The sequence below is a fragment of the Fictibacillus enclensis genome, from assembly GCF_030123385.1.
In the GTDB taxonomy this organism is placed as follows: domain Bacteria; phylum Bacillota; class Bacilli; order Bacillales; family Fictibacillaceae; genus Fictibacillus_C; species Fictibacillus_C enclensis.
On sequence record NZ_CP126109.1, the window covers coordinates 813,211 to 835,037 of the forward strand.

Annotated in this window: 17 protein-coding genes, 16 tRNA genes and 3 rRNA genes; 33 read left to right on the forward strand and 3 right to left on the reverse strand. The window is 46.4% G+C overall.

Translation table 11 applies throughout. The features are described 5' to 3' along the window. Positions 1–213 precede the first annotated feature (213 nt). From QNH15_RS04330 to bcp, 3 genes are all read left to right on the forward strand, one after another. On the forward strand, positions 214–1,383 hold the full coding sequence (locus tag QNH15_RS04330; RefSeq protein ID WP_283892857.1) for a S8 family peptidase: 1,170 nt from the start codon (positions 214–216) through the stop codon (positions 1,381–1,383). Positions 1,384–1,500: 117 nt separating this feature from the next. Then, complete coding sequence (locus QNH15_RS04335; protein ID WP_061974249.1) at positions 1,501–1,920, forward strand: potassium channel family protein; 420 nt, start codon at positions 1,501–1,503, stop codon at positions 1,918–1,920. 59 nt (positions 1,921–1,979) lie between these two features. Further along, complete coding sequence (gene bcp / locus QNH15_RS04340) at positions 1,980–2,450, forward strand: thioredoxin-dependent thiol peroxidase (RefSeq protein WP_283892860.1); 471 nt, start codon at positions 1,980–1,982, stop codon at positions 2,448–2,450. A 33-nt stretch (positions 2,451–2,483) separates the two neighbouring features. Here bcp and QNH15_RS04345 read toward each other — a convergent pair whose 3' ends face one another. Next, entirely contained in the window at positions 2,484–2,663 is a 180-nt protein-coding gene (locus QNH15_RS04345; RefSeq protein WP_283892862.1) for an H-type small acid-soluble spore protein, read from the reverse strand. A gap of 144 nt (positions 2,664–2,807) precedes the next feature. Between QNH15_RS04345 and QNH15_RS04350 the strand changes: the two genes are divergently transcribed. From QNH15_RS04350 to perR, 3 genes are all read left to right on the forward strand, one after another. Then, positions 2,808–3,917 (forward strand): aminopeptidase, encoded by a 1,110-nt coding sequence (locus QNH15_RS04350; protein ID WP_283892864.1) that lies wholly within the window; start codon positions 2,808–2,810, stop codon positions 3,915–3,917. Positions 3,918–4,050: 133 nt separating this feature from the next. Beyond that, the gene (locus QNH15_RS04355) at positions 4,051–5,004 is read left to right on the forward strand and encodes a D-2-hydroxyacid dehydrogenase (RefSeq protein WP_283892866.1); all 954 of its coding nucleotides are present in this window, start codon (positions 4,051–4,053) and stop codon (positions 5,002–5,004) included. A gap of 82 nt (positions 5,005–5,086) precedes the next feature. Next, the gene (gene perR / locus QNH15_RS04360) at positions 5,087–5,530 is read left to right on the forward strand and encodes a peroxide-responsive transcriptional repressor PerR (protein WP_283892868.1); all 444 of its coding nucleotides are present in this window, start codon (positions 5,087–5,089) and stop codon (positions 5,528–5,530) included. 21 nt (positions 5,531–5,551) lie between these two features. Here perR and QNH15_RS04365 read toward each other — a convergent pair whose 3' ends face one another. Then, the gene (locus tag QNH15_RS04365; protein WP_061974236.1) at positions 5,552–5,920 is read right to left on the reverse strand and encodes a YgzB family protein; all 369 of its coding nucleotides are present in this window, start codon (positions 5,918–5,920) and stop codon (positions 5,552–5,554) included. A gap of 108 nt (positions 5,921–6,028) precedes the next feature. Between QNH15_RS04365 and QNH15_RS04370 the strand changes: the two genes are divergently transcribed. From QNH15_RS04370 to QNH15_RS04465, 20 genes are all read left to right on the forward strand, one after another. Then, on the forward strand, positions 6,029–6,895 hold the full coding sequence (locus QNH15_RS04370) for a nucleotidyltransferase-like protein (protein WP_283892870.1): 867 nt from the start codon (positions 6,029–6,031) through the stop codon (positions 6,893–6,895). Between the two features lie 275 nt (positions 6,896–7,170). Beyond that, positions 7,171–8,718: ribosomal RNA gene (locus tag QNH15_RS04375) — 16S ribosomal RNA — on the forward strand. A 218-nt stretch (positions 8,719–8,936) separates the two neighbouring features. Next, a 23S ribosomal RNA gene (locus QNH15_RS04380) occupies positions 8,937–11,875 on the forward strand. Positions 11,876–12,185: 310 nt separating this feature from the next. After that, positions 12,186–12,301, forward strand: a 5S ribosomal RNA gene (gene rrf, locus QNH15_RS04385). Together the 16S, 23S and 5S rRNA genes with 16 tRNA genes alongside form the textbook arrangement of a ribosomal RNA operon. Positions 12,302–12,312: 11 nt before the next feature. Beyond that, a tRNA-Asn gene (locus tag QNH15_RS04390) sits at positions 12,313–12,387 on the forward strand. 6 nt (positions 12,388–12,393) lie between these two features. After that, positions 12,394–12,484 (forward strand) — tRNA-Ser (locus QNH15_RS04395). Between the two features lie 16 nt (positions 12,485–12,500). Then, positions 12,501–12,575: transfer RNA gene (locus tag QNH15_RS04400), tRNA-Glu, on the forward strand. Positions 12,576–12,644: 69 nt separating this feature from the next. Next, positions 12,645–12,720, forward strand: a tRNA-Val gene (locus QNH15_RS04405). A 157-nt stretch (positions 12,721–12,877) separates the two neighbouring features. Beyond that, a tRNA-Met gene (locus tag QNH15_RS04410) sits at positions 12,878–12,954 on the forward strand. 3 nt (positions 12,955–12,957) lie between these two features. Next, positions 12,958–13,033, forward strand: a tRNA-Asp gene (locus QNH15_RS04415). A 23-nt stretch (positions 13,034–13,056) separates the two neighbouring features. Beyond that, positions 13,057–13,132, forward strand: a tRNA-Phe gene (locus QNH15_RS04420). An 8-nt stretch (positions 13,133–13,140) separates the two neighbouring features. Further along, positions 13,141–13,216 (forward strand) — tRNA-Thr (locus QNH15_RS04425). Positions 13,217–13,296: 80 nt separating this feature from the next. Further along, positions 13,297–13,380, forward strand: a tRNA-Tyr gene (locus QNH15_RS04430). A gap of 29 nt (positions 13,381–13,409) precedes the next feature. Beyond that, positions 13,410–13,483 (forward strand) — tRNA-Trp (locus QNH15_RS04435). Positions 13,484–13,487: 4 nt separating this feature from the next. Then, positions 13,488–13,563, forward strand: a tRNA-His gene (locus QNH15_RS04440). Positions 13,564–13,569: 6 nt separating this feature from the next. Then, positions 13,570–13,644, forward strand: a tRNA-Gln gene (locus tag QNH15_RS04445). A gap of 5 nt (positions 13,645–13,649) precedes the next feature. Next, a tRNA-Gly gene (locus QNH15_RS04450) sits at positions 13,650–13,724 on the forward strand. 18 nt (positions 13,725–13,742) lie between these two features. Then, positions 13,743–13,817: transfer RNA gene (locus tag QNH15_RS04455), tRNA-Cys, on the forward strand. A gap of 14 nt (positions 13,818–13,831) precedes the next feature. Further along, positions 13,832–13,920: transfer RNA gene (locus tag QNH15_RS04460), tRNA-Leu, on the forward strand. Positions 13,921–13,952: 32 nt separating this feature from the next. Next, positions 13,953–14,037 (forward strand) — tRNA-Leu (locus QNH15_RS04465). 421 nt (positions 14,038–14,458) lie between these two features. Here QNH15_RS04465 and QNH15_RS04470 read toward each other — a convergent pair. Then, a complete protein-coding gene (locus QNH15_RS04470) occupies positions 14,459–15,121 on the reverse strand; it encodes a B3/B4 domain-containing protein (protein ID WP_283892872.1) in 663 nt (220 codons plus the stop codon). An 88-nt stretch (positions 15,122–15,209) separates the two neighbouring features. On the opposite strand from QNH15_RS04470, the gene queG reads away from it, so the two are divergent. The 7 genes from queG (at position 15,210) to QNH15_RS04505 (ending at position 21,752) form a co-directional block, all read left to right on the forward strand. After that, positions 15,210–16,355: a tRNA epoxyqueuosine(34) reductase QueG gene (queG, locus tag QNH15_RS04475; RefSeq protein ID WP_283892874.1), complete on the forward strand. Its 1,146-nt coding sequence runs from the start codon at positions 15,210–15,212 to the stop codon at positions 16,353–16,355. 60 nt (positions 16,356–16,415) lie between these two features. After that, positions 16,416–16,955 carry a methylated-DNA--[protein]-cysteine S-methyltransferase gene (locus tag QNH15_RS04480; protein ID WP_283892876.1) on the forward strand — a complete coding sequence of 180 codons (540 nt, stop codon included), beginning with the start codon at positions 16,416–16,418 and terminating at the stop codon, positions 16,953–16,955. A gap of 83 nt (positions 16,956–17,038) precedes the next feature. Beyond that, the gene (locus QNH15_RS04485) at positions 17,039–17,926 is read left to right on the forward strand and encodes an amidase domain-containing protein (RefSeq protein WP_283892878.1); all 888 of its coding nucleotides are present in this window, start codon (positions 17,039–17,041) and stop codon (positions 17,924–17,926) included. A 72-nt stretch (positions 17,927–17,998) separates the two neighbouring features. After that, the gene (gene trmL, locus QNH15_RS04490) at positions 17,999–18,472 is read left to right on the forward strand and encodes a tRNA (uridine(34)/cytosine(34)/5-carboxymethylaminomethyluridine(34)-2'-O)-methyltransferase TrmL (protein ID WP_129477658.1); all 474 of its coding nucleotides are present in this window, start codon (positions 17,999–18,001) and stop codon (positions 18,470–18,472) included. A gap of 420 nt (positions 18,473–18,892) precedes the next feature. Beyond that, complete coding sequence (locus QNH15_RS04495; RefSeq protein WP_283892881.1) at positions 18,893–20,788, forward strand: PrkA family serine protein kinase; 1,896 nt, start codon at positions 18,893–18,895, stop codon at positions 20,786–20,788. 175 nt (positions 20,789–20,963) lie between these two features. Continuing rightward, positions 20,964–21,521: a signal peptidase I gene (gene lepB / locus QNH15_RS04500; protein WP_283892883.1), complete on the forward strand. Its 558-nt coding sequence runs from the start codon at positions 20,964–20,966 to the stop codon at positions 21,519–21,521. Positions 21,522–21,569: 48 nt separating this feature from the next. After that, on the forward strand, positions 21,570–21,752 hold the full coding sequence (locus tag QNH15_RS04505) for a hypothetical protein (protein WP_283892885.1): 183 nt from the start codon (positions 21,570–21,572) through the stop codon (positions 21,750–21,752). Positions 21,753–21,827 lie beyond the last annotated feature (75 nt).

Consider the following 21,827-nt stretch of genomic DNA (forward strand, 5'->3'; position numbering starts at 1 on the left):
TTTTTATGTCTTTTATTCAGACGGCATCTAAGGTAGTAGGAAAAAAGAATTATTTTTTTTACAGTAATTTTCTAGTTAATTAACCTTACAAATGTTAGGAGTGTGAAAGTATTGGTATATAGTATTCATCTTTCTACAAATATGTAAAATTTTCTTTATTTTCTGCTAAATTGCTACTATGCTAAAAGTATCCCAAACAAAGGAGTGATCGATTTGATCAAGAAGTTCATGGCAGTAGCCGCTGTATTACCGATTGTTGTGTCTTTAGCATCCCCTGCACAAGCTGCAACACAAGTTTCACAAAAAACAGCTGTGAAAGCAGAAGTAGCCCCTAACGAAATTATTGTAAAATTTAAAAAAGGTGTTTCTTCAGCCAAAACAAAAGCGATCTACGCAAAATCTGACGCTCAGCTTGTTGAAAAGGAAAATGGTTTTCAAGTGGTTAAAGTGAAGGATGGCGATGTAAAAGGAGCCATCAAGGAGTACAAGAACAACGCAAACGTAGAATATGCAGAACCAAACTATACATACAAAGCAACCTACACACCAAATGATACGTATTTTTCTTCCTATCAATATGCGCCTCAAAAGGTGGGAGCACAGTCCGCATGGGATGTTACAAAAGGATCGTCATCTGTGAAAGTGGCGATTGTCGATACAGGCGTGGACTACAACCATCCGGACTTGGCAGGTAAAGTAATCAAAGGATACGATTATGTGGACAATGACAGCGATCCAATGGATCTTAATGAGCACGGCACACATTGCGCAGGTATCGCGGCAGCGGTAACTAACAACAGCCGTGGTATTGCGGGCATGGCGCCAAACGTTTCGGTTTTGGCAGTTCGTGTGCTTGATGCAAACGGAAGCGGTTCCCTTGATGACGTGGCAAGCGGTATCCGGTATGCGGCTGATCAAGGAGCTAAGGTTATTTCTCTCAGCCTTGGCGGGCCAAGCTCTGCGTCCACTCTTCAAAGCGCAGTAAGTTACGCGGCAAGCAAAGGATCTGTAGTGGTCGCTGCTGCAGGTAATGAAAGCACTTCTGCTCCAAGTTACCCAGCTTATTACTCTTCTGCTATCGCGGTTGCGGCAACAGATCAGAATGACCGGCTTGCTTCCTTCTCCAATTACGGTTCTTGGGTAGATGTAGCGGCTCCAGGTGTTAACATCCTTTCCACAATACCTGGCGGAAATTATGCTTACCTTTCCGGAACAAGCATGGCCACTCCTCTTGTGGCTGGTGTAGCCGGTCTGCTGGCTTCACAGGGAAGAAGCGCTTCACAGATTCGTTCCGCGATTGAGAACACTGCAGACAAAATTTCCGGTACCGGAACCTATTTCTCCAAAGGACGTGTGAACGCAGCGAATGCTGTCCGTTATTAATCAAATTGCAAAAGGCAGCGGCGATAAGTACCGCTGTCTTTTTTTATGAAAAGGTCTGACCTGTCCTAATCGTTCCCGGTGAAGCATAAACTGCTACCAAGGGATGGTGGACGGAGTATGTATGTTGCGATTCTTTTTTTATCAGGGTTTATTGTGTTCAAAAGCCTGCAGTCCCTTTTTTCCCATCCAGTAATGAAGTATCAGCTTATGTCACTGAACCACCTATTGGTATTAATCACCGTTTATATGACCATTATTTTGGGTTTTGGCTTAATGTACACCTCACTGCTCTTGATGGACATCCATGTCCTTGAGAAAGATGGGTTGGTGATCGGTCATCAACATTTTTTTCATGTAGTTGATGATGCGATGTATTTCAGCTCGATGACGATGCTGTCTGTCGGGTATGGAGATCTTACACCGATGGGTTTTGGCAGGTGGCTTTCAATTCTGGAGGCGCTCATCGGGTATCTGCTGCCGGCCGCATTTGTCCTGAATTCTGTCATTGATCGCAACCCTCCATCAAAAAGGTTGTAGGAAGGCACAGAATTGGTTACCCTCTTTATATGGAAACAACTTATGCAGGAGGGATACAAATGGCTGTTGCCGCAGGAGAAAAAGCGCCGGATTTCACATTGCCGGCAAGCAACGGAAAAGAAGTAACGTTATCAGATTTCAAGGGGAAAAATGTCGTTCTTTATTTTTATCCAAAAGATATGACGCCGGGCTGTACTACCCAGGCTTGTGATTTCAGGGACAAGCATGAGGAATTTCAGGATTTGGATGCGGTGATTCTTGGCGTTAGCACGGATCCGCTCGCAAGGCATGAAAAATTTATTGATAAGTACGGTCTGCCGTTTTTGCTGCTCGCAGACGAAGACCATAAAGCGGCCGAGCTGTTTGATGTTTGGAAACTCAAAAAGAACTTTGGGAAAGAGTATATGGGGATTGAACGATCCACATTTATCCTTGATAAGGAAGGTACGCTTGTAAAAGAATACAGAAAAGTGAAGGTCAAAGAGCATATAGAGGAAGTGCTGAGCTATATCCGGGAAAACTTGAAATAAAATAGGGGTGCTGCAATTGATGCAGCATCCCTTTTAATGTTCCTCAAGATCCGAAACAGGGACTTCCATATCATGAGTCGGGTTATCATTCGGGTGTACCCAGGCGGTTCCGCTTGCAGAGTTTATCGATTCAATCCATACAGGTTTTCCATAGTAGTGAACTTCAATTTCGCTAGGGGAAGTAATAATTTGTTTTGCTCGGTCTGTATTCATGATTATTTGCTCCTTTTTTTGTTTAGTATTGGACGTATAACGGGCGTGTATACGTTAGGATGAAATCTAAGCAGGGTGAAAGAAATCATGATAATATTAAATTGTTGGAATTTTTGTAAGATACATAGAACAGGGGGATTTTACATGATTGACCAGAGAGTGGTTACTCTTGCGAAAACACTGCTTCACCATTCCGTTCAATTAAAGAAGGGGGAAAGGGTGCTGATCACTTCACCGCTGACGGCCCGCCCTTTAATAAAAGCACTAATCGAAGAAGCTTATGCAATGGGTGCTTACCCGTATGTTAACCTTTATGATGATGAAATAAACCGGTATTTGTATACGGGGTATGAAGCGGAACAGCTCGAAACCTCCATGCAATGGGACTTAAAGAGGGTGAAGGAAGTGGATGCGTATATCTCCATTTCAAGTTCTGAAAACGATGCTGAACTTTCTGATGTGCCCGGAGAGAAGTTCCGCCTGCGCGGTAAATACTTTAAGCCGGTACAAAAAGTCATCATCAACGACCGCAAATGGGTATTGTTGAATTATCCGACGCAGGGTCTTGCCCAAAAGGCGAAGATGAGCTATGAGGCGTTTACAAATTTTCTTCTTGATGTCTGCAATGTGGACTATGTAAAAATGGACCAGGCCCAGCAGCCTTTAAAGGAATTAATGGAACGCACCGATAGAGTAAGGATTGTGTCTCCGGGTACGGATCTGACCTTCTCCATCAAAGGCATTCCTGCCGTGAAGTGTGCAGGGGAAAACAACATTCCGGATGGGGAGGTATTTACAGCTCCGGTCAAAGATAGTGTCAACGGAACCATCACCTACAATACTCCTTGTCCATACCGCGGAACGGTATTTAACAATGTAAGTCTTACATTCAAGGACGGAAAAATTGTAGAAGCAACAGCTGATAATTCAGATAAAATCAATGAGATTTTTGAGACGGATGAAGGAGCGCGTTTTGTCGGTGAGTTTGCGATTGGCGTAAATCCGATGATTTTGCACCCAATGGGAGATATCCTGTTTGACGAAAAAATAGCAGGAAGCATTCACTTCACTCCGGGTGAGGCCTATGAGGATGCGGACAATGGAAACCGTTCTTCCGTTCACTGGGATATGGTGCTCATCCAGCGACCTGAGTATGGCGGGGGAGAGCTGTATTTTGATGACGTTCTTGTTCGAAAGGATGGATTGTTTGTCCTTCCTGAGCTTGAAGGGCTAAATCCTCAGCATTTAAAATAAAAAATTTAACAGAACAGTTGGTACCGCAGATTCGAAAATGCATAGAATTTAGTAATAACTCTTCCAATCAGTGCGGGATTCATTCCCGCACTTTTTCCTTTGACCACCTTTTTAATCCTTGGGAGGAAACAGCATGTACATTGTGACATCAGCAAAAATCAGAGAAGACCTTCAAAAAGCACTTTTGGACCGTTTTCCCAATGAGAACTTTTATTTTCATGAAAACATAAACGAAGCACAAACGAATTTAAAGAACGCAGAGATTTTAATAACGCTTGGGGAAGACTTAAGTAGAGAGCATATTGAAGAAGCTGTTCATCTAAAATGGATTATGGTCATATCCGCCGGAATGGACAGGATGCCATTTCAGGCCATCAAGGAAAAGGGTATATTGGTGACGAATGCAAGAGGCATCCATAAAACCCCAATGGCCGAGTATACGATGGGCATGATATTGCAGACGGCAAGACAAGCTAAAATCCTGATCAAGCACCAGGAGCAGGGCATTTGGGACAGAAGTGTTCCGATGAGTGAAATATCTGGCCGTACGATTGGTATTTTGGGAACTGGGGCCATTGGTAGTGAAATCGCCAGGCTCGCCAAGGCATTTGGCATGACGACGCTTGGGTTTAACAGAAGCGGGGAGCATGCTGAATATGTGGACAGAATGTATTCGAAAGGGGAGGAGCTGGCATCCGTCCTCAAGGAGAGCGACTACCTTGTCTCTGTGCTTCCGACTACAGAGGAAACAAAGGGCTTTCTTTCGCTCGAGCATTTTCGGCGCATGAAGAAGTCTGCAGTATTTCTTAATATCGGGAGGGGAACAACGGTTGTTCAAGATGACTTGATTTCGGCTCTTCGGCAGGGGGAGATTGCCCATGCGGTTCTCGATGTGTTCGAAGAAGAGCCTCTTCCTGCAAACAATCCGCTCTGGAAAATGAATAATGTTACCATTACTCCCCATCTTTCCGGGATCTCTCCTTTATATCAGGACAGGGCCATTCAGCTGTTTGCAGAAAACCTGGAGAAATATAAGATGAAAGACCCTCTTTTAGCCAATATCATCGCAGTAGAGCGGGGCTATTGATTGACAAATGCAGGCATTTCGAGATACACTATTTATAAATATTACAATGTAAGAATATCTTTTGAGAGCGAGGTGCATGACGATGTCTGAAGTACGCATTAATGAAGCAATTGACACATTAAAGCAGTCTGGAGTCCGCATTACTCCTCAGCGTCATGCGATTCTGGAACATCTGATACAATCAATGACCCATCCGACCGCAGATGAAATATATAAGTCCTTGGAAGGCAAATTTCCCAATATGAGTGTAGCGACGGTTTATAACAACCTTCGTGTATTTAAAGAAGTTGGTCTCGTTAAGGAATTGACGTACGGAGATGCCTCCAGCCGTTTTGATTGCGTCACCACCGAACACTATCACATCATTTGTGAAGGGTGCGGAAAAATTGTGGATTTCCATTATCCAGGACTGGATGAGGTGGAAGCGCTGGCCGAGTCCGTTACAGGTTTTGATGTTGGCCATCACCGCATGGAGATCTACGGTACATGCCCGGAATGCAGAACCAATAAAACAAAAATAAGCTGAACCAGCTTGGCTGGATTCAGCTTATTTTTTTGATGCTTGTTTCATTGCGCGTCTGGAGTTGTATTTTTCATCAAATTCAAGGCCTTCGAGATTTTTATCAAGTGTCAATGGCTGATTGCAGGACATGCAGGCATCCGCTCGCCCCAGAACCTTTGTTATCTTATTGCAGTTCGGACAGACCACCTGAACCGCATTGGTTGAGATCATTCCGATCCAAAAATAAACTCCGGCACTGGCGAGGGTTGCAAGAAATCCAATTAACATAAATAATGACATTAGTATAAAATGGCTTCTGAAGTACAGGCCGGCGTACATAATAATAATTCCGATAAACACAAGACTTAGAGCAAACGTACGTATTTTATTAATCTTGCTCGTATATTTTATCATGATTGTCCCTCCTAACTTACAGTATACAAGGACTTGGAAAAAAAGAAAGGATTTTCAGACCTTGCGTTGAATTGGTTGGAGACCGAAATCAGAACGGGAGTTGAAGGCATGGAAGACTTGTTACGCCCGCTTTATCAGGAAAGGGCAAGTAACGAAAACACATTGGGAGTACTGTTAATCGAAAGCAATAAACCGTTTAGCCCATTAACGGACAACTTTGACAGCATCCTCTTTATTATTGTGACAAAAGGGGAAAAACCATGGAGCGTTAAACATTACGAATATGGTGATAAAATCGCAGCTTTACATATTGTAACGGAAGATCAGCTGAACCAATGGCTTCTTCTGGGTTCGAACCGCCGTGTGGTTGATTGGGTTGTAAACGGAAAAGTTCTATTTAACCGAAACGAATATATTACGGAGCTTCGTGACCGATTGGACAAGTTTCCCGTACCGGAACGATCCAAGAAAATAACCATTGAGTTCGGCAAGCTGCTCCGCCGTTTTTCCGATGGAAAGGAATTGTTCCACAGCAGTCAGTACCTTGATTCATTCAACCATATTCTGCATGCCTTGCATCACCTGGCCCGTCTGGCTGTGATCGAACGCGGATTTCACCCGGAAATTACGGTCTGGAATCAGGTGAAGGTGATTGAGCCCCAAATTTACAAACTATATGAAGAACTTATTACCGGGAATGAACCGATTGAAAAAAGGATCGAACTTCTCTTAATTGCCAGCGAGTTCTCCATTAGTTCCAAAACAAAGCTTGGCGCCGGACATTTGCTGAGCGTATTTCAGGAACAAAACGAATGGTCTGTTGCCGAATTAATGGAGCATCATGAGGTGGCCGATTATTCTATTGACCTGACCGTCCTTCTTGAACACCTGATCGAAAGGGGAATCATCCATGTGATCAGGCAGGAAACCAAGGGAAAACACTTGTATCACCGCCACTACACCACTAAATTCTAAAAAAGAACAACTTTTTTCGAAAAAGGTGTTGACCACTTTCTAACTAACATGGTATAGTACTACTTGTCGCTGAAACGACGCGGCAAATAAACGAAATAAACAAAGCAAAAAAGTGGTTGACACCTTTCGTCAAAGGTGCTATCATAAGAAAGTCGCCAAAACGAGCGGCATCGACAAAATGTTCTTTGAAAACCAAACAAAAGCCAGAGTAAGTCAGGGATTTTACAATCCCATCAATTTCTTATTTTTAAACATTAAGAGCTATATCAAACACTTTATTGGAGAGTTTGATCCTGGCTCAGGATGAACGCTGGCGGCGTGCCTAATACATGCAAGTCGAGCGAATGACGAGGAGCTTGCTCCTCTGATTTAGCGGCGGACGGGTGAGTAACACGTGGGTAACCTGCCTGTAAGACGGGGATAACTCCGGGAAACCGGAGCTAATACCGGATGATAACGAGAAGCGCCTGCTTCTTTTTTGAAAGTCGGTTTCGGCTGACGCTTACAGATGGGCCCGCGGCGCATTAGCTAGTTGGTGAGGTAACGGCTCACCAAGGCGACGATGCGTAGCCGACCTGAGAGGGTGATCGGCCACACTGGGACTGAGACACGGCCCAGACTCCTACGGGAGGCAGCAGTAGGGAATCTTCGGCAATGGACGAAAGTCTGACCGAGCAACGCCGCGTGAGCGATGAAGGCCTTCGGGTCGTAAAGCTCTGTTGTCAGAGAAGAACAAGTACCGGAGTAACTGCCGGTACCTTGACGGTACCTGACCAGAAAGCCACGGCTAACTACGTGCCAGCAGCCGCGGTAATACGTAGGTGGCAAGCGTTATCCGGAATTATTGGGCGTAAAGCGCGCGCAGGCGGTCTTTTAAGTCTGATGTGAAAGCCCACGGCTCAACCGTGGAGGGTCATTGGAAACTGGGAGACTTGAGTGCAGGAGAGAAAAGTGGAATTCCACGTGTAGCGGTGAAATGCGTAGAGATGTGGAGGAACACCAGTGGCGAAGGCGGCTTTTTGGCCTGTAACTGACGCTGAGGCGCGAAAGCGTGGGGAGCAAACAGGATTAGATACCCTGGTAGTCCACGCCGTAAACGATGAGTGCTAGGTGTTGGGGGGTTCCACCCTCAGTGCTGACGTTAACACATTAAGCACTCCGCCTGGGGAGTACGGCCGCAAGGCTGAAACTCAAAGGAATTGACGGGGGCCCGCACAAGCAGTGGAGCATGTGGTTTAATTCGAAGCAACGCGAAGAACCTTACCAGGTCTTGACATCCTCTGACCACTTGAGAGATCAAGCTTTCCCCTTCGGGGGACAGAGTGACAGGTGGTGCATGGTTGTCGTCAGCTCGTGTCGTGAGATGTTGGGTTAAGTCCCGCAACGAGCGCAACCCTTGACCTTAGTTGCCAGCATTCAGTTGGGCACTCTAAGGTGACTGCCGGTGACAAACCGGAGGAAGGTGGGGATGACGTCAAATCATCATGCCCCTTATGACCTGGGCTACACACGTGCTACAATGGGTGGTACAAAGGGTTGCGAAGCCGCGAGGCCGAGCCAATCCCAAAAAGCCACTCTCAGTTCGGATTGTAGGCTGCAACTCGCCTACATGAAGCCGGAATTGCTAGTAATCGCGGATCAGCATGCCGCGGTGAATACGTTCCCGGGCCTTGTACACACCGCCCGTCACACCACGAGAGTTTGTAACACCCGAAGTCGGTGGGGTAACCTTTTGGAGCCAGCCGCCGAAGGTGGGACAGATGATTGGGGTGAAGTCGTAACAAGGTAGCCGTATCGGAAGGTGCGGCTGGATCACCTCCTTTCTATGGAGACATGAGCACTCAGGTGCCTCATGAATCTTACTCTGAGCTTTTGTTTGGTTTTGAAAGAACATCGTTTCTTTCAATTCATAATAAGGTTACACATTTGTTGTGGCCATGTTCCTTGAAAACTAGATAACGAAACATCCAAACAAGCCAACTAATTCATTAGTTGTGCGCTGATTTAGTACTATTTTTAACGATCTTACGATCGTGTTAAAGGTTAAGCTAGAAAGGGCGCACGGTGGATGCCTTGGCACTAGGAGCCGAAGAAGGACGGGACGAACACCGATATGCCTCGGGGAGCTGTAAGTAAGCGTTGATCCGGGGATTTCCGAATGGGGGAACCCACCATCCGTAATGGGATGGTATCCATATCTGAATACATAGGATATGAGAAGGCAGACCCGGGGAACTGAAACATCTAAGTACCCGGAGGAAGAGAAAGCAAATGCGATTTCCTGAGTAGCGGCGAGCGAAACGGAAACAGCCCAAACCAGAGGGCTTGCCCTCTGGGGTTGTAGGACACTCTACATGGAGTTACAAAGGAACGGGGTAGATGAAGCGGTCTGGAAAGGCCGGCCAAAGAAGGTAACAGCCCTGTAGTTGAAACTTCGTTCCCTCCTGAGTGGATCCTGAGTACGGCGGGACACGTGAAACCCCGTCGGAATCCGGGAGGACCATCTCCCAAGGCTAAATACTCCCTAGTGACCGATAGTGAACCAGTACCGTGAGGGAAAGGTGAAAAGCACCCCGGAAGGGGAGTGAAAGAGATCCTGAAACCGTGTGCCTACAAGTAGTTGGAGCCCATTAACGGGTGACAGCGTGCCTTTTGTAGAATGAACCGGCGAGTTACGATAACGTGCAAGGTTAAGCCGAGAAGGCGGAGCCGCAGCGAAAGCGAGTCTGAATAGGGCGCCATAGTACGTTGTCGTAGACCCGAAACCGTGTGATCTACCCATGTCCAGGGTGAAGTTCAGGTAACACTGAATGGAGGCCCGAACCCACGCACGTTGAAAAGTGCGGGGATGAGGTGTGGGTAGGGGTGAAATGCCAATCGAACACGGAGATAGCTGGTTCTCCCCGAAATAGCTTTAGGGCTAGCCTCGCGGCTAGAGTCCTGGAGGTAGAGCACTGATTGGACTAGGGGCCCCCACAGGGTTACCGAATTCAGTCAAACTCCGAATGCCAGAGACTTATCCGCGGGAGTCAGACTGCGAGTGATAAGATCCGTAGTCAAGAGGGAAACAGCCCAGACCATCAGCTAAGGTCCCAAAGTATACGTTAAGTGGGAAAGGATGTGGAGTTGCCCAGACAACCAGGATGTTGGCTTAGAAGCAGCCACCATTTAAAGAGTGCGTAATAGCTCACTGGTCGAGTGACTCTGCGCCGAAAATGTACCGGGGCTAAACGTATCACCGAAGCTATGGATTGTACCGTCAGGTACAGTGGTAGGGGAGCGTTCGAAGTGCGGTGAAGTCAGACCGGAAGGACTGGTGGAGCGCTTTGAAGTGAGAATGCCGGTATGAGTAGCGAAAGACAAGTGAGAATCTTGTCCATCGAAAGCCTAAGGTTTCCTGAGGAAGGCTCGTCCGCTCAGGGTTAGTCGGGACCTAAGCCGAGGCCGAAAGGCGTAGGCGATGGCCAACAGGTTGAAATTCCTGTACCACCTCCTTTCCGTTTGAACGACGGGGGGACGCAGGAAGGTAGGGAGAGCGCGCGAATGGAAATGCGCGTCTAAGCAGTTAGGCTGATTGTGAGGCAAATCCCGCAATCGTGAAGGCTGAGCTGTGACGGCGAGGGAAATTACAGTACCGAAGTCCCTGATCCTACACTGCCAAGAAAAGCCTCTAGTGAGGAAAGAGGTGCCCGTACCGCAAACCGACACAGGTAGGCGAGGAGAGAATCCTAAGATGATCGGGAGAACTCTCGTTAAGGAACTCGGCAAAATGACCCCGTAACTTCGGGAGAAGGGGTGCTCTGGTAGGGTTTATCGCCCGAGAGAGCCGCAGTGAATAGATCCAAGCGACTGTTTAGCAAAAACACAGGTCTCTGCGAAGCCGCAAGGCGAAGTATAGGGGCTGACACCTGCCCGGTGCTGGAAGGTTAAGAGGAGGGGTTATCCCTTAGGGGAGAAGCTCTGAATTGAAGCCCCAGTAAACGGCGGCCGTAACTATAACGGTCCTAAGGTAGCGAAATTCCTTGTCGGGTAAGTTCCGACCCGCACGAAAGGTGTAACGATTTGGATACTGTCTCAACGAGAGACCCGGTGAAATTATAGTACCTGTGAAGATGCAGGTTACCCGCGACAGGACGGAAAGACCCCATGGAGCTTTACTGCAGCTTGATATTGGATTTTGGTACAGTTTGTACAGGATAGGTAGGAGCCTGAGAAGTCGGAGCGCCAGCTTCGATGGAGGCGTCGGTGGGATACTACCCTGACTGTATTGAAATTCTAACCTGGAACCGTGATCCGGTTCGGAGACAGTGTCAGGTGGGCAGTTTGACTGGGGCGGTCGCCTCCTAAATCGTAACGGAGGCGCCCAAAGGTTCCCTCAGAATGGTTGGAAATCATTCGCAGAGTGTAAAGGCACAAGGGAGCTTGACTGCGAGACCTACAAGTCGAGCAGGGACGAAAGTCGGGCTTAGTGATCCGGTGGTTCCGCATGGAAGGGCCATCGCTCAACGGATAAAAGCTACCCTGGGGATAACAGGCTTATCTCCCCCAAGAGTCCACATCGACGGGGAGGTTTGGCACCTCGATGTCGGCTCATCGCATCCTGGGGCTGAAGTAGGTCCCAAGGGTTGGGCTGTTCGCCCATTAAAGCGGTACGCGAGCTGGGTTCAGAACGTCGTGAGACAGTTCGGTCCCTATCCGTCGCGGGCGCAGGAAATTTGAGAGGAGCTGTCCTTAGTACGAGAGGACCGGGATGGACACACCGCTGGTGTACCAGTTGTTCCGCCAGGGGCATAGCTGGGTAGCTACGTGTGGACGGGATAAGTGCTGAAAGCATCTAAGCATGAAGCCCCCCTCAAGATGAGATTTCCCATCACGTCAAGTGAGTAAGACCCCTTAGAGATGATGAGGTTGATAGGTCTGGTGTGGAAGCGTGGTGACACGTGGAGCTGACAGATACTAATCGGTCGAGGGCTTATCCTTAAAAACAAAAGCGGAATGAACCGCTTATATCCGACAAGCGTTGGAGACCCTGACAAGAACACGGTTTTGGTGTTCGTCGGAAGGGACGAAACGACCTCGAGGATATGGTTCATGAAGCTGGACGTTATCAGTAAGTTTGGATGAAGTTATCTAGTTTTGAGGGAATATGCCTCAAAAACAAAAGGTTTGTCAGCGACAAGAGATTCAAGGAAGCAAAACGACGACTCTCCGGAGTGTACTTACCGTACATGAGGAAGAGGAGGAGTGAAGCTGACGAAGCAAATCGCCGTTGATCACAAACCGATATATGTCTGGTGGCAATAGCGAAGAGGTCACACCCGTTCCCATACCGAACACGGAAGTTAAGCTCTTCAGCGCCGATGGTAGTTGGGGGCTTCCCCCTGTTAGAGTAGGACGTTGCCGGGCATATATATTATTCCACAGTAGCTCAGTGGTAGAGCTATCGGCTGTTAACCGATCGGTCGTAGGTTCGAGTCCTACCTGTGGAGCCATTATATGGAGAGCTGTCCGAGTGGCCGAAGGAGCACGATTGGAAATCGTGTATACGTTAACCGCGTATCAAGGGTTCAAATCCCTTGCTCTCCGCCATAATTACTTAACATACGGCCCGTTGGTCAAGCGGTTAAGACACCGCCCTTTCACGGCGGTAACACGGGTTCGAATCCCGTACGGGTCACCAAGTTTTTTCATGAAAATGAAAACAACCATGTTTTTTTCGAAGAAAAAAACTTATACATATAAACCTTTCGGAGGATTAGCTCAGCTGGGAGAGCACCTGCCTTACAAGCAGGGGGTCGGCGGTTCGAACCCGTCATCCTCCACCATTTTATCTTAATATATTGATTATCATCGCGGGGTGGAGCAACGAGCGCTACAGCACGATTAAGCTGCGAGTAAACTCGACGCATACACTTCAAAGAAAATACTGGTAGAGGAAGAGTTCCTCATACTCGGACACATCGTCCGTAACCTTAATATCATCGCGGGGTGGAGCAGTCTGGTAGCTCGTTGGGCTCATAACCCAAAGGTCGCAGGTTCAAATCCTGTCCCCGCAACCAAATGGACTCGTGGTGTAGCGGTTAACATGCCTGCCTGTCACGCAGGAGATCGCCGGTTCGATCCCGGTCGGGTCCGCCATTTTATCTTTAATAAGAAGTTTTGGCTCGATAGCTCAGTCGGTAGAGCAGAGGACTGAAAATCCTCGTGTCGGCGGTTCGATTCCGTCTCGAGCCACCATTTTTGGCGCCGGTTTAGCTCAATTGGTAGAGCAACTGACTTGTAATCAGTAGGTTGGGGGTTCAAGTCCTCTAGCCGGCACCACTATCCTTTTTGTTCAAAGTGTAAGAAATTTCCTCTTGAAGAATACATGGATATGTATTAAAATAGGTTTTGTCTCTCATGGAGGGGTAGCGAAGTGGCTAAACGCGGCGGACTGTAAATCCGCTCCTTTGGGTTCGGCGGTTCGAATCCGTCCCCCTCCACCATCTAATTTTTAGCACATTTATTTTGATTTAGGGGCATAGTTTAAAGGTAGAACGAAGGTCTCCAAAACCTTTGGTGTGGGTTCGATTCCTACTGCCCCTGCCATATGGCGATCGTGGCGAAGTGGTTAACGCACCGGATTGTGGTTCCGGCATTCGTGGGTTCGATTCCCATCGGTCGCCCCATATGATTGGGCTATAGCCAAGTGGTAAGGCAACGGACTTTGACTCCGTCATTCGTAGGTTCGAATCCTGCTAGCCCAGCCATATATGCGGAAGTAGTTCAGTGGTAGAATACAACCTTGCCAAGGTTGGGGTCGCGGGTTCGAATCCCGTCTTCCGCTCCAATTATATGATCTTTAAATGGCGGCATAGCCAAGTGGTAAGGCCAGGGTCTGCAAAACCCTTATCCACCGGTTCGAATCCGGTTGCCGCCTCCACTACATACCACCCAGCCGGGGTGGTGGAATTGGCAGACACACAGGACTTAAAATCCTGCGGTAGGTGACTACCGTGCCGGTTCGAGTCCGGCCCTCGGCACCAATTAAATACACTGCCAGCTTTACTTTTCACATGCCGGTGTGGCGGAATTGGCAGACGCGCACGACTCAAAATCGTGTTCCTTCGGGAGTGTCGGTTCGACCCCGACCACCGGTACCATTACATAACTATCAAAGACTTCTTACATTTGTAAGGAGTCTTTTTTGCTTAAATGGACAATCTTCTTACCTCACATATGCCGTCTCCCATCTTTCATTGTTTGAATGTACTGGTTGTAAACGAATTTGAAAGAGTGATCGATGGTTGATGAATAAGAAACAACATAAATATGTTTGCCCTAAGCCAGCCAACTTTCACGTTCTCCATTACATTGGACCAGCAATATCCAATCGGAACAATAGGGGCAGAAACGACAATCAGTGGAACAGAGTGTTTCAATATTTGCGGACCTTTATGTTCTTGATTTCATAAAAAGTAATGGAAGGTTGTCATATTTTTAATACACGCTGACTATATTGGTATCAAGGCAGTTGTAGGTTTTAGCGCAGGACTTCGTTTTAAATGAAGTCCTGCGCTTTTTTTATTGGATGAGATAGGATTCAGAGGAACCGCCGTTGATTTGAACAAACATTTTCTCGATCGCTGATAGCAGTTTTTGGGCCTCATCGTCCGCCATGGAGGGTCTGAGGTAAACGAGCTGGAGGGCATTTTTGACCTGTTCTCCTGTCATGGTGCGTTTGGAATCGACGATAGGGCTTCCAAATGCGCCGTTTTCGTCTGCTGACAGAAGTTTCCCTTCCATGTTCATTAAACGACCGTTTAACCCTTCATATTGATCTCCAGGAGCTCCTATTTTAATTTCAACGTCTCCATGGACCCCATCTGCATTATAAATCCCTAAAGGTATACCATATTGAAGGGAAAAGAAGTTATTTACGTCAACGGCCGAATTGACCAGTGCTACGTCCTTGCCGCCATATACACGGCGCAGGAGAGCTTCAGAGGAAGGTCTGTAGCGGGACGGATCCATGGAAAGCTTTTTGAAGACCTGACGCCATTCCTGTATACCCGGGTGGTCGGCCGCAGCCTTTTCAAGAGCATCTAGTTTCAGGGATTCAAGAAATAATTGGAATCTGCCTTTTAGCATTTGCGGTGATTCTTCAATCACGATATCATGATATAGTATTACGCCCATTTTAAAGGAAGGAACAAGCTTTTTTATGTCCTCTGCCAGTTTAATCATCAACTTTTCACCCTTATCTTATAGCTGTATTTTATAGTTAGTTTACCATAGATGAAATCATCCATTTAAGGAGAAAGGAGGTGCAGTCATGACAGGCGCCCAGTTAAAAGAAGAACTCCTTGCATATAGTAAATCAATTGGTATCGACAAGATTGGGTTTGCTGCCGCGGATGTCTTTGCGGAACTGAAGGAAAGGCTTAAGGAACAGCAGAACCACGGATACCAATCTGGATTCGAAGAAAAAGATATCGAGAAACGGACGAATCCCCAGCTGCTGCTTGAGGGAGCGAACACCATCATCTCGATTGCTCTTGCTTATCCTTCCAGGATGAAAGATGCTCCACAAAGTACAAGGGAAGCGAGAAGAGGAATATTTTGCAGAGCTTCCTGGGGTGTGGATTACCATCATATTTTGCGTGAGAAATTAAGGCTGCTGGAAGCATTTATCGCTGAAAAAGCCCCGTATGCCCGTTCTGTGTCGATGGTGGATACCGGCGAACTGTCTGATCGTGCGGTGGCAGAAAGTGCCGGAATTGGCTGGAGCGGAAAAAATTGCGCAACCATTACGCCGGAGTTTGGTTCATATGTTTATTTGGGAGAGATGCTGACGACGGTTTATCTTCCGCCTGATACGCCCATCACAGACCAATGCGGAGATTGCAACATCTGTGTGGAGGCTTGTCCTACGGGCGCTCTCGTACAAGGGGGACAGCTCGATTCGAACAAATGCATCGCCTTTTTAACACAAACTAAGGATTTTCTTCCTGATCAATATCGTGAAAAGATCGGCAACCGGTTGTATGGTTGTGATACATGCCAAACGGTCTGCCCTAAAAATAAAGGAAAAGATTTTCACCTTCATCCCGAAATGGAGCCGGATCCTGAAATTGCAAAACCTTTATTAAAGCCGCTACTGAAGATGAGCAACCGGGAATTCAAGGAGAAGTTCGGCCATGTGTCTGGTTCCTGGAGGGGGAAAAAGCCGATTCAACGAAATGCCATCATTGCGCTTGCCCATTTTAAGGATACCAGTGCTGTCGGAGATTTGGCGCAGCTCATGAAGGAGGACCAAAGGCCCGTTATTCGCGGAACCGCTGCCTGGGCACTCGGTAAAATAGGCTCAGAGGCGGCGGAAAACGAGCTTATTTCGGCGAAAGAACAAGAAAATGACGGAAATGTGGCAGCTGAGATCAACAAAGGCCTTCAAATGATTCAAAATCAAGGCATACACTAATCGCATCGCAACTGCATGTCCGTTAGTATAGAAACCAAGAAAATAAAAGAAGGGATTTTTATGTGTAATATCAAAACCTTATTCTCTTACGAGGAAATGGATAGCCCCATTGGCCCCCTGACTGTGATCACTACACAAAACGGCATTTGCCGGATTGACTTTGGGAGCCTTGAAGAAAATTTACCATCCCTTCAATCCTGGATGTCAAAGCACTATCTTAAGGGGGAACTGATCCATTCACCGGAAGAACTCAAACCGGCTGTTGATCAGCTTGCGAGTTATTTCAGCGGGAATCTCCAACAGTTTACTATTCCTTTGGATTTATATGGCACTCCTTTTCAGATTAAAGTGTGGGAGGAGCTTAAGGGAATTCCCTATGGTGCCACATGTTCCTATAAAGACATTGCTCAAGGAATTGGTGCACCCAAAGCAGTAAGAGCTGTAGGCAGTGCAAACAATAAAAATCCAGTTCCGATCATTATTCCTTGTCATCGTGTGGTAGGGAGCAATGGTGCCCTGGTCGGTTACGGCGGGGGTCTGGATAAAAAAGAGCTTCTTTTAAACATCGAGCTTCAAAACTTTATACCTAAGTCTTCCTGAACCGTTTATTATGACGGTTCTTTTTTTTTGGCTCTGATTCATATGGTAATAGTACGTTACTTTTGCAGCAGTGGAGGTGCCATATGAACTGGCTGGAACATCTCAAATTTTATGTCCAAAAGCTGACCGACTGGATGGTCAATGAGAACTGGAGTGATAGTGTTCAGCTTCCGATGGAGGAAAGGGAAAGCTTTGCAAGGAAAAAACAGGCACTGCATGAAAGGAATGCGGTTCTTGTCAATAATAATGTGGAGGCGCAGGTTCTCAGGCATTCGGTTTTTAATGATACGAGACAGGTGGATTATGTACTTCACTTCAGCAATTTAATCCGGCATGGATTCGATTTTTATGTTGAGGAGTGGATCCAGCAGAGGCGGGCTGTGTTTAAAGACGACGTGCTGATCAGCGACCAGCTGCTGAATCCTGAAGGGAAGCATAAAGAAAAAGTGAAGATCGAAAGGGAAACGGATCCGCCTCAACCGCGAAAGCATTCGTACGATCGGCTTGCAGCGGTACGGTATGCCGAGCGATGGTGGAATACCTACAATCCAGCTTACAAGTCATTTGATGTTGATTGTACAAACTATATCTCCCAGTGCCTTCATGCGGGGGGAGGCATTCCCATGGCCCATCACGGGACACGTTCCAAAGGGTGGTGGTTTAAGTATCATGACTGGAGCTACAGTTGGACAGTGGCCAACGCCATGCGGTGGTATTTAAGCGGATCAAAGGCAACCCTCCAGGCGAGGGAGAAATCCTCTGCGAGCCAGCTCATCCCGGGTGATGTTATTTGCTATGATTTTGACGGCGACGGTCACTGGCAGCATACCACCATTGTCGTGGGGAAGGATTCTTCGGGCGAGCCGCTGGTAAATGCCCATTCCACGGACAGCCGGATGAGGTATTGGAGGTATGAAGACTCTACGGCTTATACTCCGAAAATTAAATATAAGTTCTTTCATATTACGTAAAGTTCCACCTCAGGGCTAATTCTTCATAAAAGTGCTATAATAATGAAGATATTAGTATACGAGGTGAGAGTTTTGGGTTTACATGTAGTTCTTTATCAGCCACTGATCCCGGCGAATACAGGGAATATTGCCCGTACATGTGCGGGAACAGGCACTTCACTGCATCTGATCCGGCCGCTTGGCTTCTCAACGGATGACAAACAGCTAAAGCGTGCAGGTCTTGATTACTGGGAACATGTAAATGTTCATTACTATGATTCGCTGGAAGAACTGTTTGAACGGTTTCCGGAAGGATTGTTTTACTATATTACAAAGTTTGGAAAGCAGCGGTATACCGATATGGATTACAGCGCGCCGGCCAGGGATCACTTTTTTGTATTTGGCCGGGAGACAACCGGATTGCCGGATGAATTATTGAAGGCAAACGAGGAATATTGTTTCAGGCTGCCGATGAATGATAACATCCGGTCGCTGAACCTTTCCAATACAGCCGCCATCTTAATTTATGAAGCATTGCGCCAGCAAGGTTTTCCGGCGCTCACATAAGCTGCTGGTGAAATAAATAAAAAAACGTCCCGGGCTCGGGGCGTTTTTTTATATGTACTGATTATTTGGCTCCAGGATTATCATTGTATCCCGCAGTGAAAATGGCGGTCAAGAACGTAAGCATAACTCCTAATATCAGGATAAAACTCATGCGGTCTCCTCCTTTTGGTGTAATGGTTCCGTATCTTCCTTTATTATAACGAAACCGCTGTCATCGTACAACGGCAAACACAGCCACAAAAAGAAAAGACTATTTCTTCAACTCGTATCATACCCATACTAAAACCACTATCATTCATTAAATTCTGTGGCAATACGGCAATCCTGCGAAATTCATAAAACAAGTTGAATGATTGGGGACATCCTCGCATAAAGTAGATTAACAAACGAAGGATGCAAACACTACGCAAGGGGGTACACATGGATATTTTAGGTAAAATCCAATTGCACCGTGAAGAAGAGAGGCGTCTTGCCTGGGAAGGTACCTTCGGAGAATACCTTGAGATTTTAAAGGAACGTCCCTATGTCGCTCAGTCCGCTCATTCCCGAGTCTATAATATGATTAAAGATGCTGGAATAGAGGAAGTGAACGGAACCAAGAAGTATAACTTTTTTAACAACCAGATTTTTGGACTTGAAGATTCAATCGAGCGGCTGGTGGAGGAGTATTTCCATCCTGCAGCCAAACGGCTGGACGTGAGAAAAAGGATACTTTTGCTGATGGGGCCAGTTTCCGGAGGGAAATCCACCATTGTCACCATGCTTAAGAGGGGTCTGGAAGATTATTCGAAAACAGAGTCAGGGGCAGTCTATGCCATTAAAGGTTGTCCGATGCACGAAGATCCGCTGCACCTCATACCGCATCATTTGAGAGACGATTTTTACCGGGAATTCGGCATTCGAATTGAAGGCAACCTCTCCCCGTTGAACACTATGAGGCTTGAAAAGGAATATGGCAATTGCATTGAAGATGTAATAGTGGAGAGAGTCTTTTTTTCCGAGGATAAACGGACAGGGATTGGAACGTTCAGTCCGTCCGATCCGAAGTCACAGGATATTGCCGACTTAACCGGCAGCATTGATTTTTCCACCATTGCAGAGTTCGGTTCAGAATCGGATCCCCGCGCTTACCGCTTTGACGGAGAACTGAACAAAGCCAACCGGGGGATGATGGAATTCCAGGAAATGCTGAAGTGTGATGAAAAATTCCTCTGGCATCTCTTATCATTAACGCAGGAAGGCAACTTTAAAGCAGGACGTTTTGCCCTTATCTCGGCTGATGAGCTGATTGTGGCCCACACCAATGAATCGGAATACCGTTCGTTTATCGCCAACAAGAAAAATGAAGCTCTTCATTCGAGAATTATCGTAATGGGTGTCCCTTACAATCTGAGGGTTTCGGAAGAAGAACGCATTTATGAAAAAATGATTAAAGAAAGTGACATGTCCCATGTTCATATTGCTCCTCATGCGCTTCGGGTGGCGGCCATTTTCTCGGTACTTACCCGCTTGATGGATTCCAAGAAGCAGGGCATGGACCTCATCAAGAAAATGAGGCTGTATGATGGTGAAATCGTGGAAGGTTATAATCATATTGATCTCGAAGATCTTCAAAAAGAATTTGCCGATGAAGGCATGAGCGGCATTGATCCGCGGTATGTCATCAACCGGATTTCGTCTGCCATCATCCGCAAAGAGATAACTTCCATCAACGCACTGGATGTGCTCAGATCGATGAAGGATGGACTGGATCATCATGCGTCCATTACGAAAGAGGATAAAGAACGCTTTATTAACTTTATCTCTCTTGCCCGAAAAGAATATGACGAGATTGCCAAGAAAGAGGTTCAAAAAGCATTTGTTTATTCTTATGAGGAGTCTGCCAAGACACTGATGGACAATTACCTCGACAACGTTGAAGCTTATTGCAACAAAAACAAGCTGAGAGATCCGCTCACAGGTGAAGAAATGAGCCCGGATGAAAAACTCATGCGATCCATTGAGGAGCAAATCGGGATCTCTGAAAATGCCAAGAAAGCCTTCAGGGAAGAAATATTGATCCGAATATCAGCGTATGCCAGAAAAGGAAAGAAATTCGATTATAATTCTCATGAACGGTTAAGAGAAGCGATTCAGAAAAAGCTGTTTGCTGACCTAAAAGACGTGGTAAAGATTACAACATCCTCAAAAACACCGGATGAAGCACAACTGAAAAAGGTGAATGAAGTAATCGCCCGTCTCGTGGATGAGCATGGGTATAATACGACATCAGCGAATGAACTCCTGAGATATGTAGGAAGCCTGTTAAACCGGTAACTGTAAAAAACGCATCCCTTTGTAAAAATGGGATGCGTTTTTTTATCTTTAAAAAGGTTGTGAGCAGAACACATTACACATAAGAATAAAAACCAAACAGGAGGAGAATACCTTGTAATATGATAAACTATAGTGGTAAATTAATACTATACGCTAACAAAAAGGAAGTGAAAGGATGAGTTCCAGGGAGAAGAGCAGCCAATTATGGGATTGGATCAAAGCCATTGGAATTGCACTTATTCTAGCGTTGCTAATAAAAAACTTTTTATTTGAGCAGTACGTTGTTTATGGAGAATCAATGATGCCTACGATCGAAAACGGGAACAGGCTGATTGTAAATAAATTAGGCTACAATATAGGTGAACCTAAGCGATTTGATTTAATCGTGTTTCATGCAAATTCGCAGGAGGATTACATCAAGCGGGTAATCGGTATGCCGGGAGAGCACATCGAGTATGTAAACGATCATCTTTTTATCAACGGCAAACAGGTGGATGAACCTTACTTGGATGATTATAAAAAACAGGTGACCAACGGGAACCTGACGGGAGATTTTACGCTGGAAGAAGTCACCGGGAAAAAGGTGATCCCGAAAGGAAAGGTTTTTGTAATGGGAGACAACCGGCTTCATAGCATTGACAGCCGGCACATCGGGCTGGTTGATGAAAGCAAAATCGTCGGGGAAGTGAACCTGCGTTATTGGCCGATGGAGGAATTGAAAGTCATAAAGTAGTTTATTGACGAGGAGTATTGGGAATAGTGGAGGCAAGAGGTGATGGTTATGTCCAGAGAACAGGATTATATCGATAAACCAAAAAACAGCTCCATGACACCAAATTTAAAAGAAATGAAAGAGCATGGAAAAGTGATGGAACACATGTCCACCAACGAAAATGTGAAAAAAAGCGGAAAAATGCCTGATCCGGATCAATATGAGGATGAAGAAGCAAAAAAAGATAAATAATCGTTGCGAAAAACCTGCTCTGGGATGACCTGGACAGGTTTTTTTGCGGAATTTGTTTGGAAATTCAAAATATCT

Bases quoted from the DNA above. Each gene is read 5' to 3' on its own strand.
- QNH15_RS04335 (WP_061974249.1), top strand. From the start codon at position 1,501: ATGTATGTTGCGATTCTTTTTTTATCAGGGTTTATTGTGTTCAAAAGC.
- bcp (WP_283892860.1), top strand. From the start codon at position 1,980: ATGGCTGTTGCCGCAGGAGAAAAAGCGCCGGATTTCACATTGCCGGCA.
- QNH15_RS04345 (WP_283892862.1), bottom strand. From the start codon at position 2,663: ATGAATACAGACCGAGCAAAACAAATTATTACTTCCCCTAGCGAAATT.
- QNH15_RS04350 (WP_283892864.1), top strand. From the start codon at position 2,808: ATGATTGACCAGAGAGTGGTTACTCTTGCGAAAACACTGCTTCACCAT.
- QNH15_RS04355 (WP_283892866.1), top strand. From the start codon at position 4,051: ATGTACATTGTGACATCAGCAAAAATCAGAGAAGACCTTCAAAAAGCA.
- perR (WP_283892868.1), top strand. From the start codon at position 5,087: ATGTCTGAAGTACGCATTAATGAAGCAATTGACACATTAAAGCAGTCT.
- QNH15_RS04365 (WP_061974236.1), bottom strand. From the start codon at position 5,920: ATGATAAAATATACGAGCAAGATTAATAAAATACGTACGTTTGCTCTA.
- QNH15_RS04370 (WP_283892870.1), top strand. From the start codon at position 6,029: ATGGAAGACTTGTTACGCCCGCTTTATCAGGAAAGGGCAAGTAACGAA.
- QNH15_RS04470 (WP_283892872.1), bottom strand. From the start codon at position 15,121: ATGATTAAACTGGCAGAGGACATAAAAAAGCTTGTTCCTTCCTTTAAA.
- queG (WP_283892874.1), top strand. From the start codon at position 15,210: ATGACAGGCGCCCAGTTAAAAGAAGAACTCCTTGCATATAGTAAATCA.
- QNH15_RS04480 (WP_283892876.1), top strand. From the start codon at position 16,416: ATGTGTAATATCAAAACCTTATTCTCTTACGAGGAAATGGATAGCCCC.
- QNH15_RS04485 (WP_283892878.1), top strand. From the start codon at position 17,039: ATGAACTGGCTGGAACATCTCAAATTTTATGTCCAAAAGCTGACCGAC.
- QNH15_RS04495 (WP_283892881.1), top strand. From the start codon at position 18,893: ATGGATATTTTAGGTAAAATCCAATTGCACCGTGAAGAAGAGAGGCGT.
- lepB (WP_283892883.1), top strand. From the start codon at position 20,964: ATGAGTTCCAGGGAGAAGAGCAGCCAATTATGGGATTGGATCAAAGCC.
- QNH15_RS04505 (WP_283892885.1), top strand. From the start codon at position 21,570: ATGTCCAGAGAACAGGATTATATCGATAAACCAAAAAACAGCTCCATG.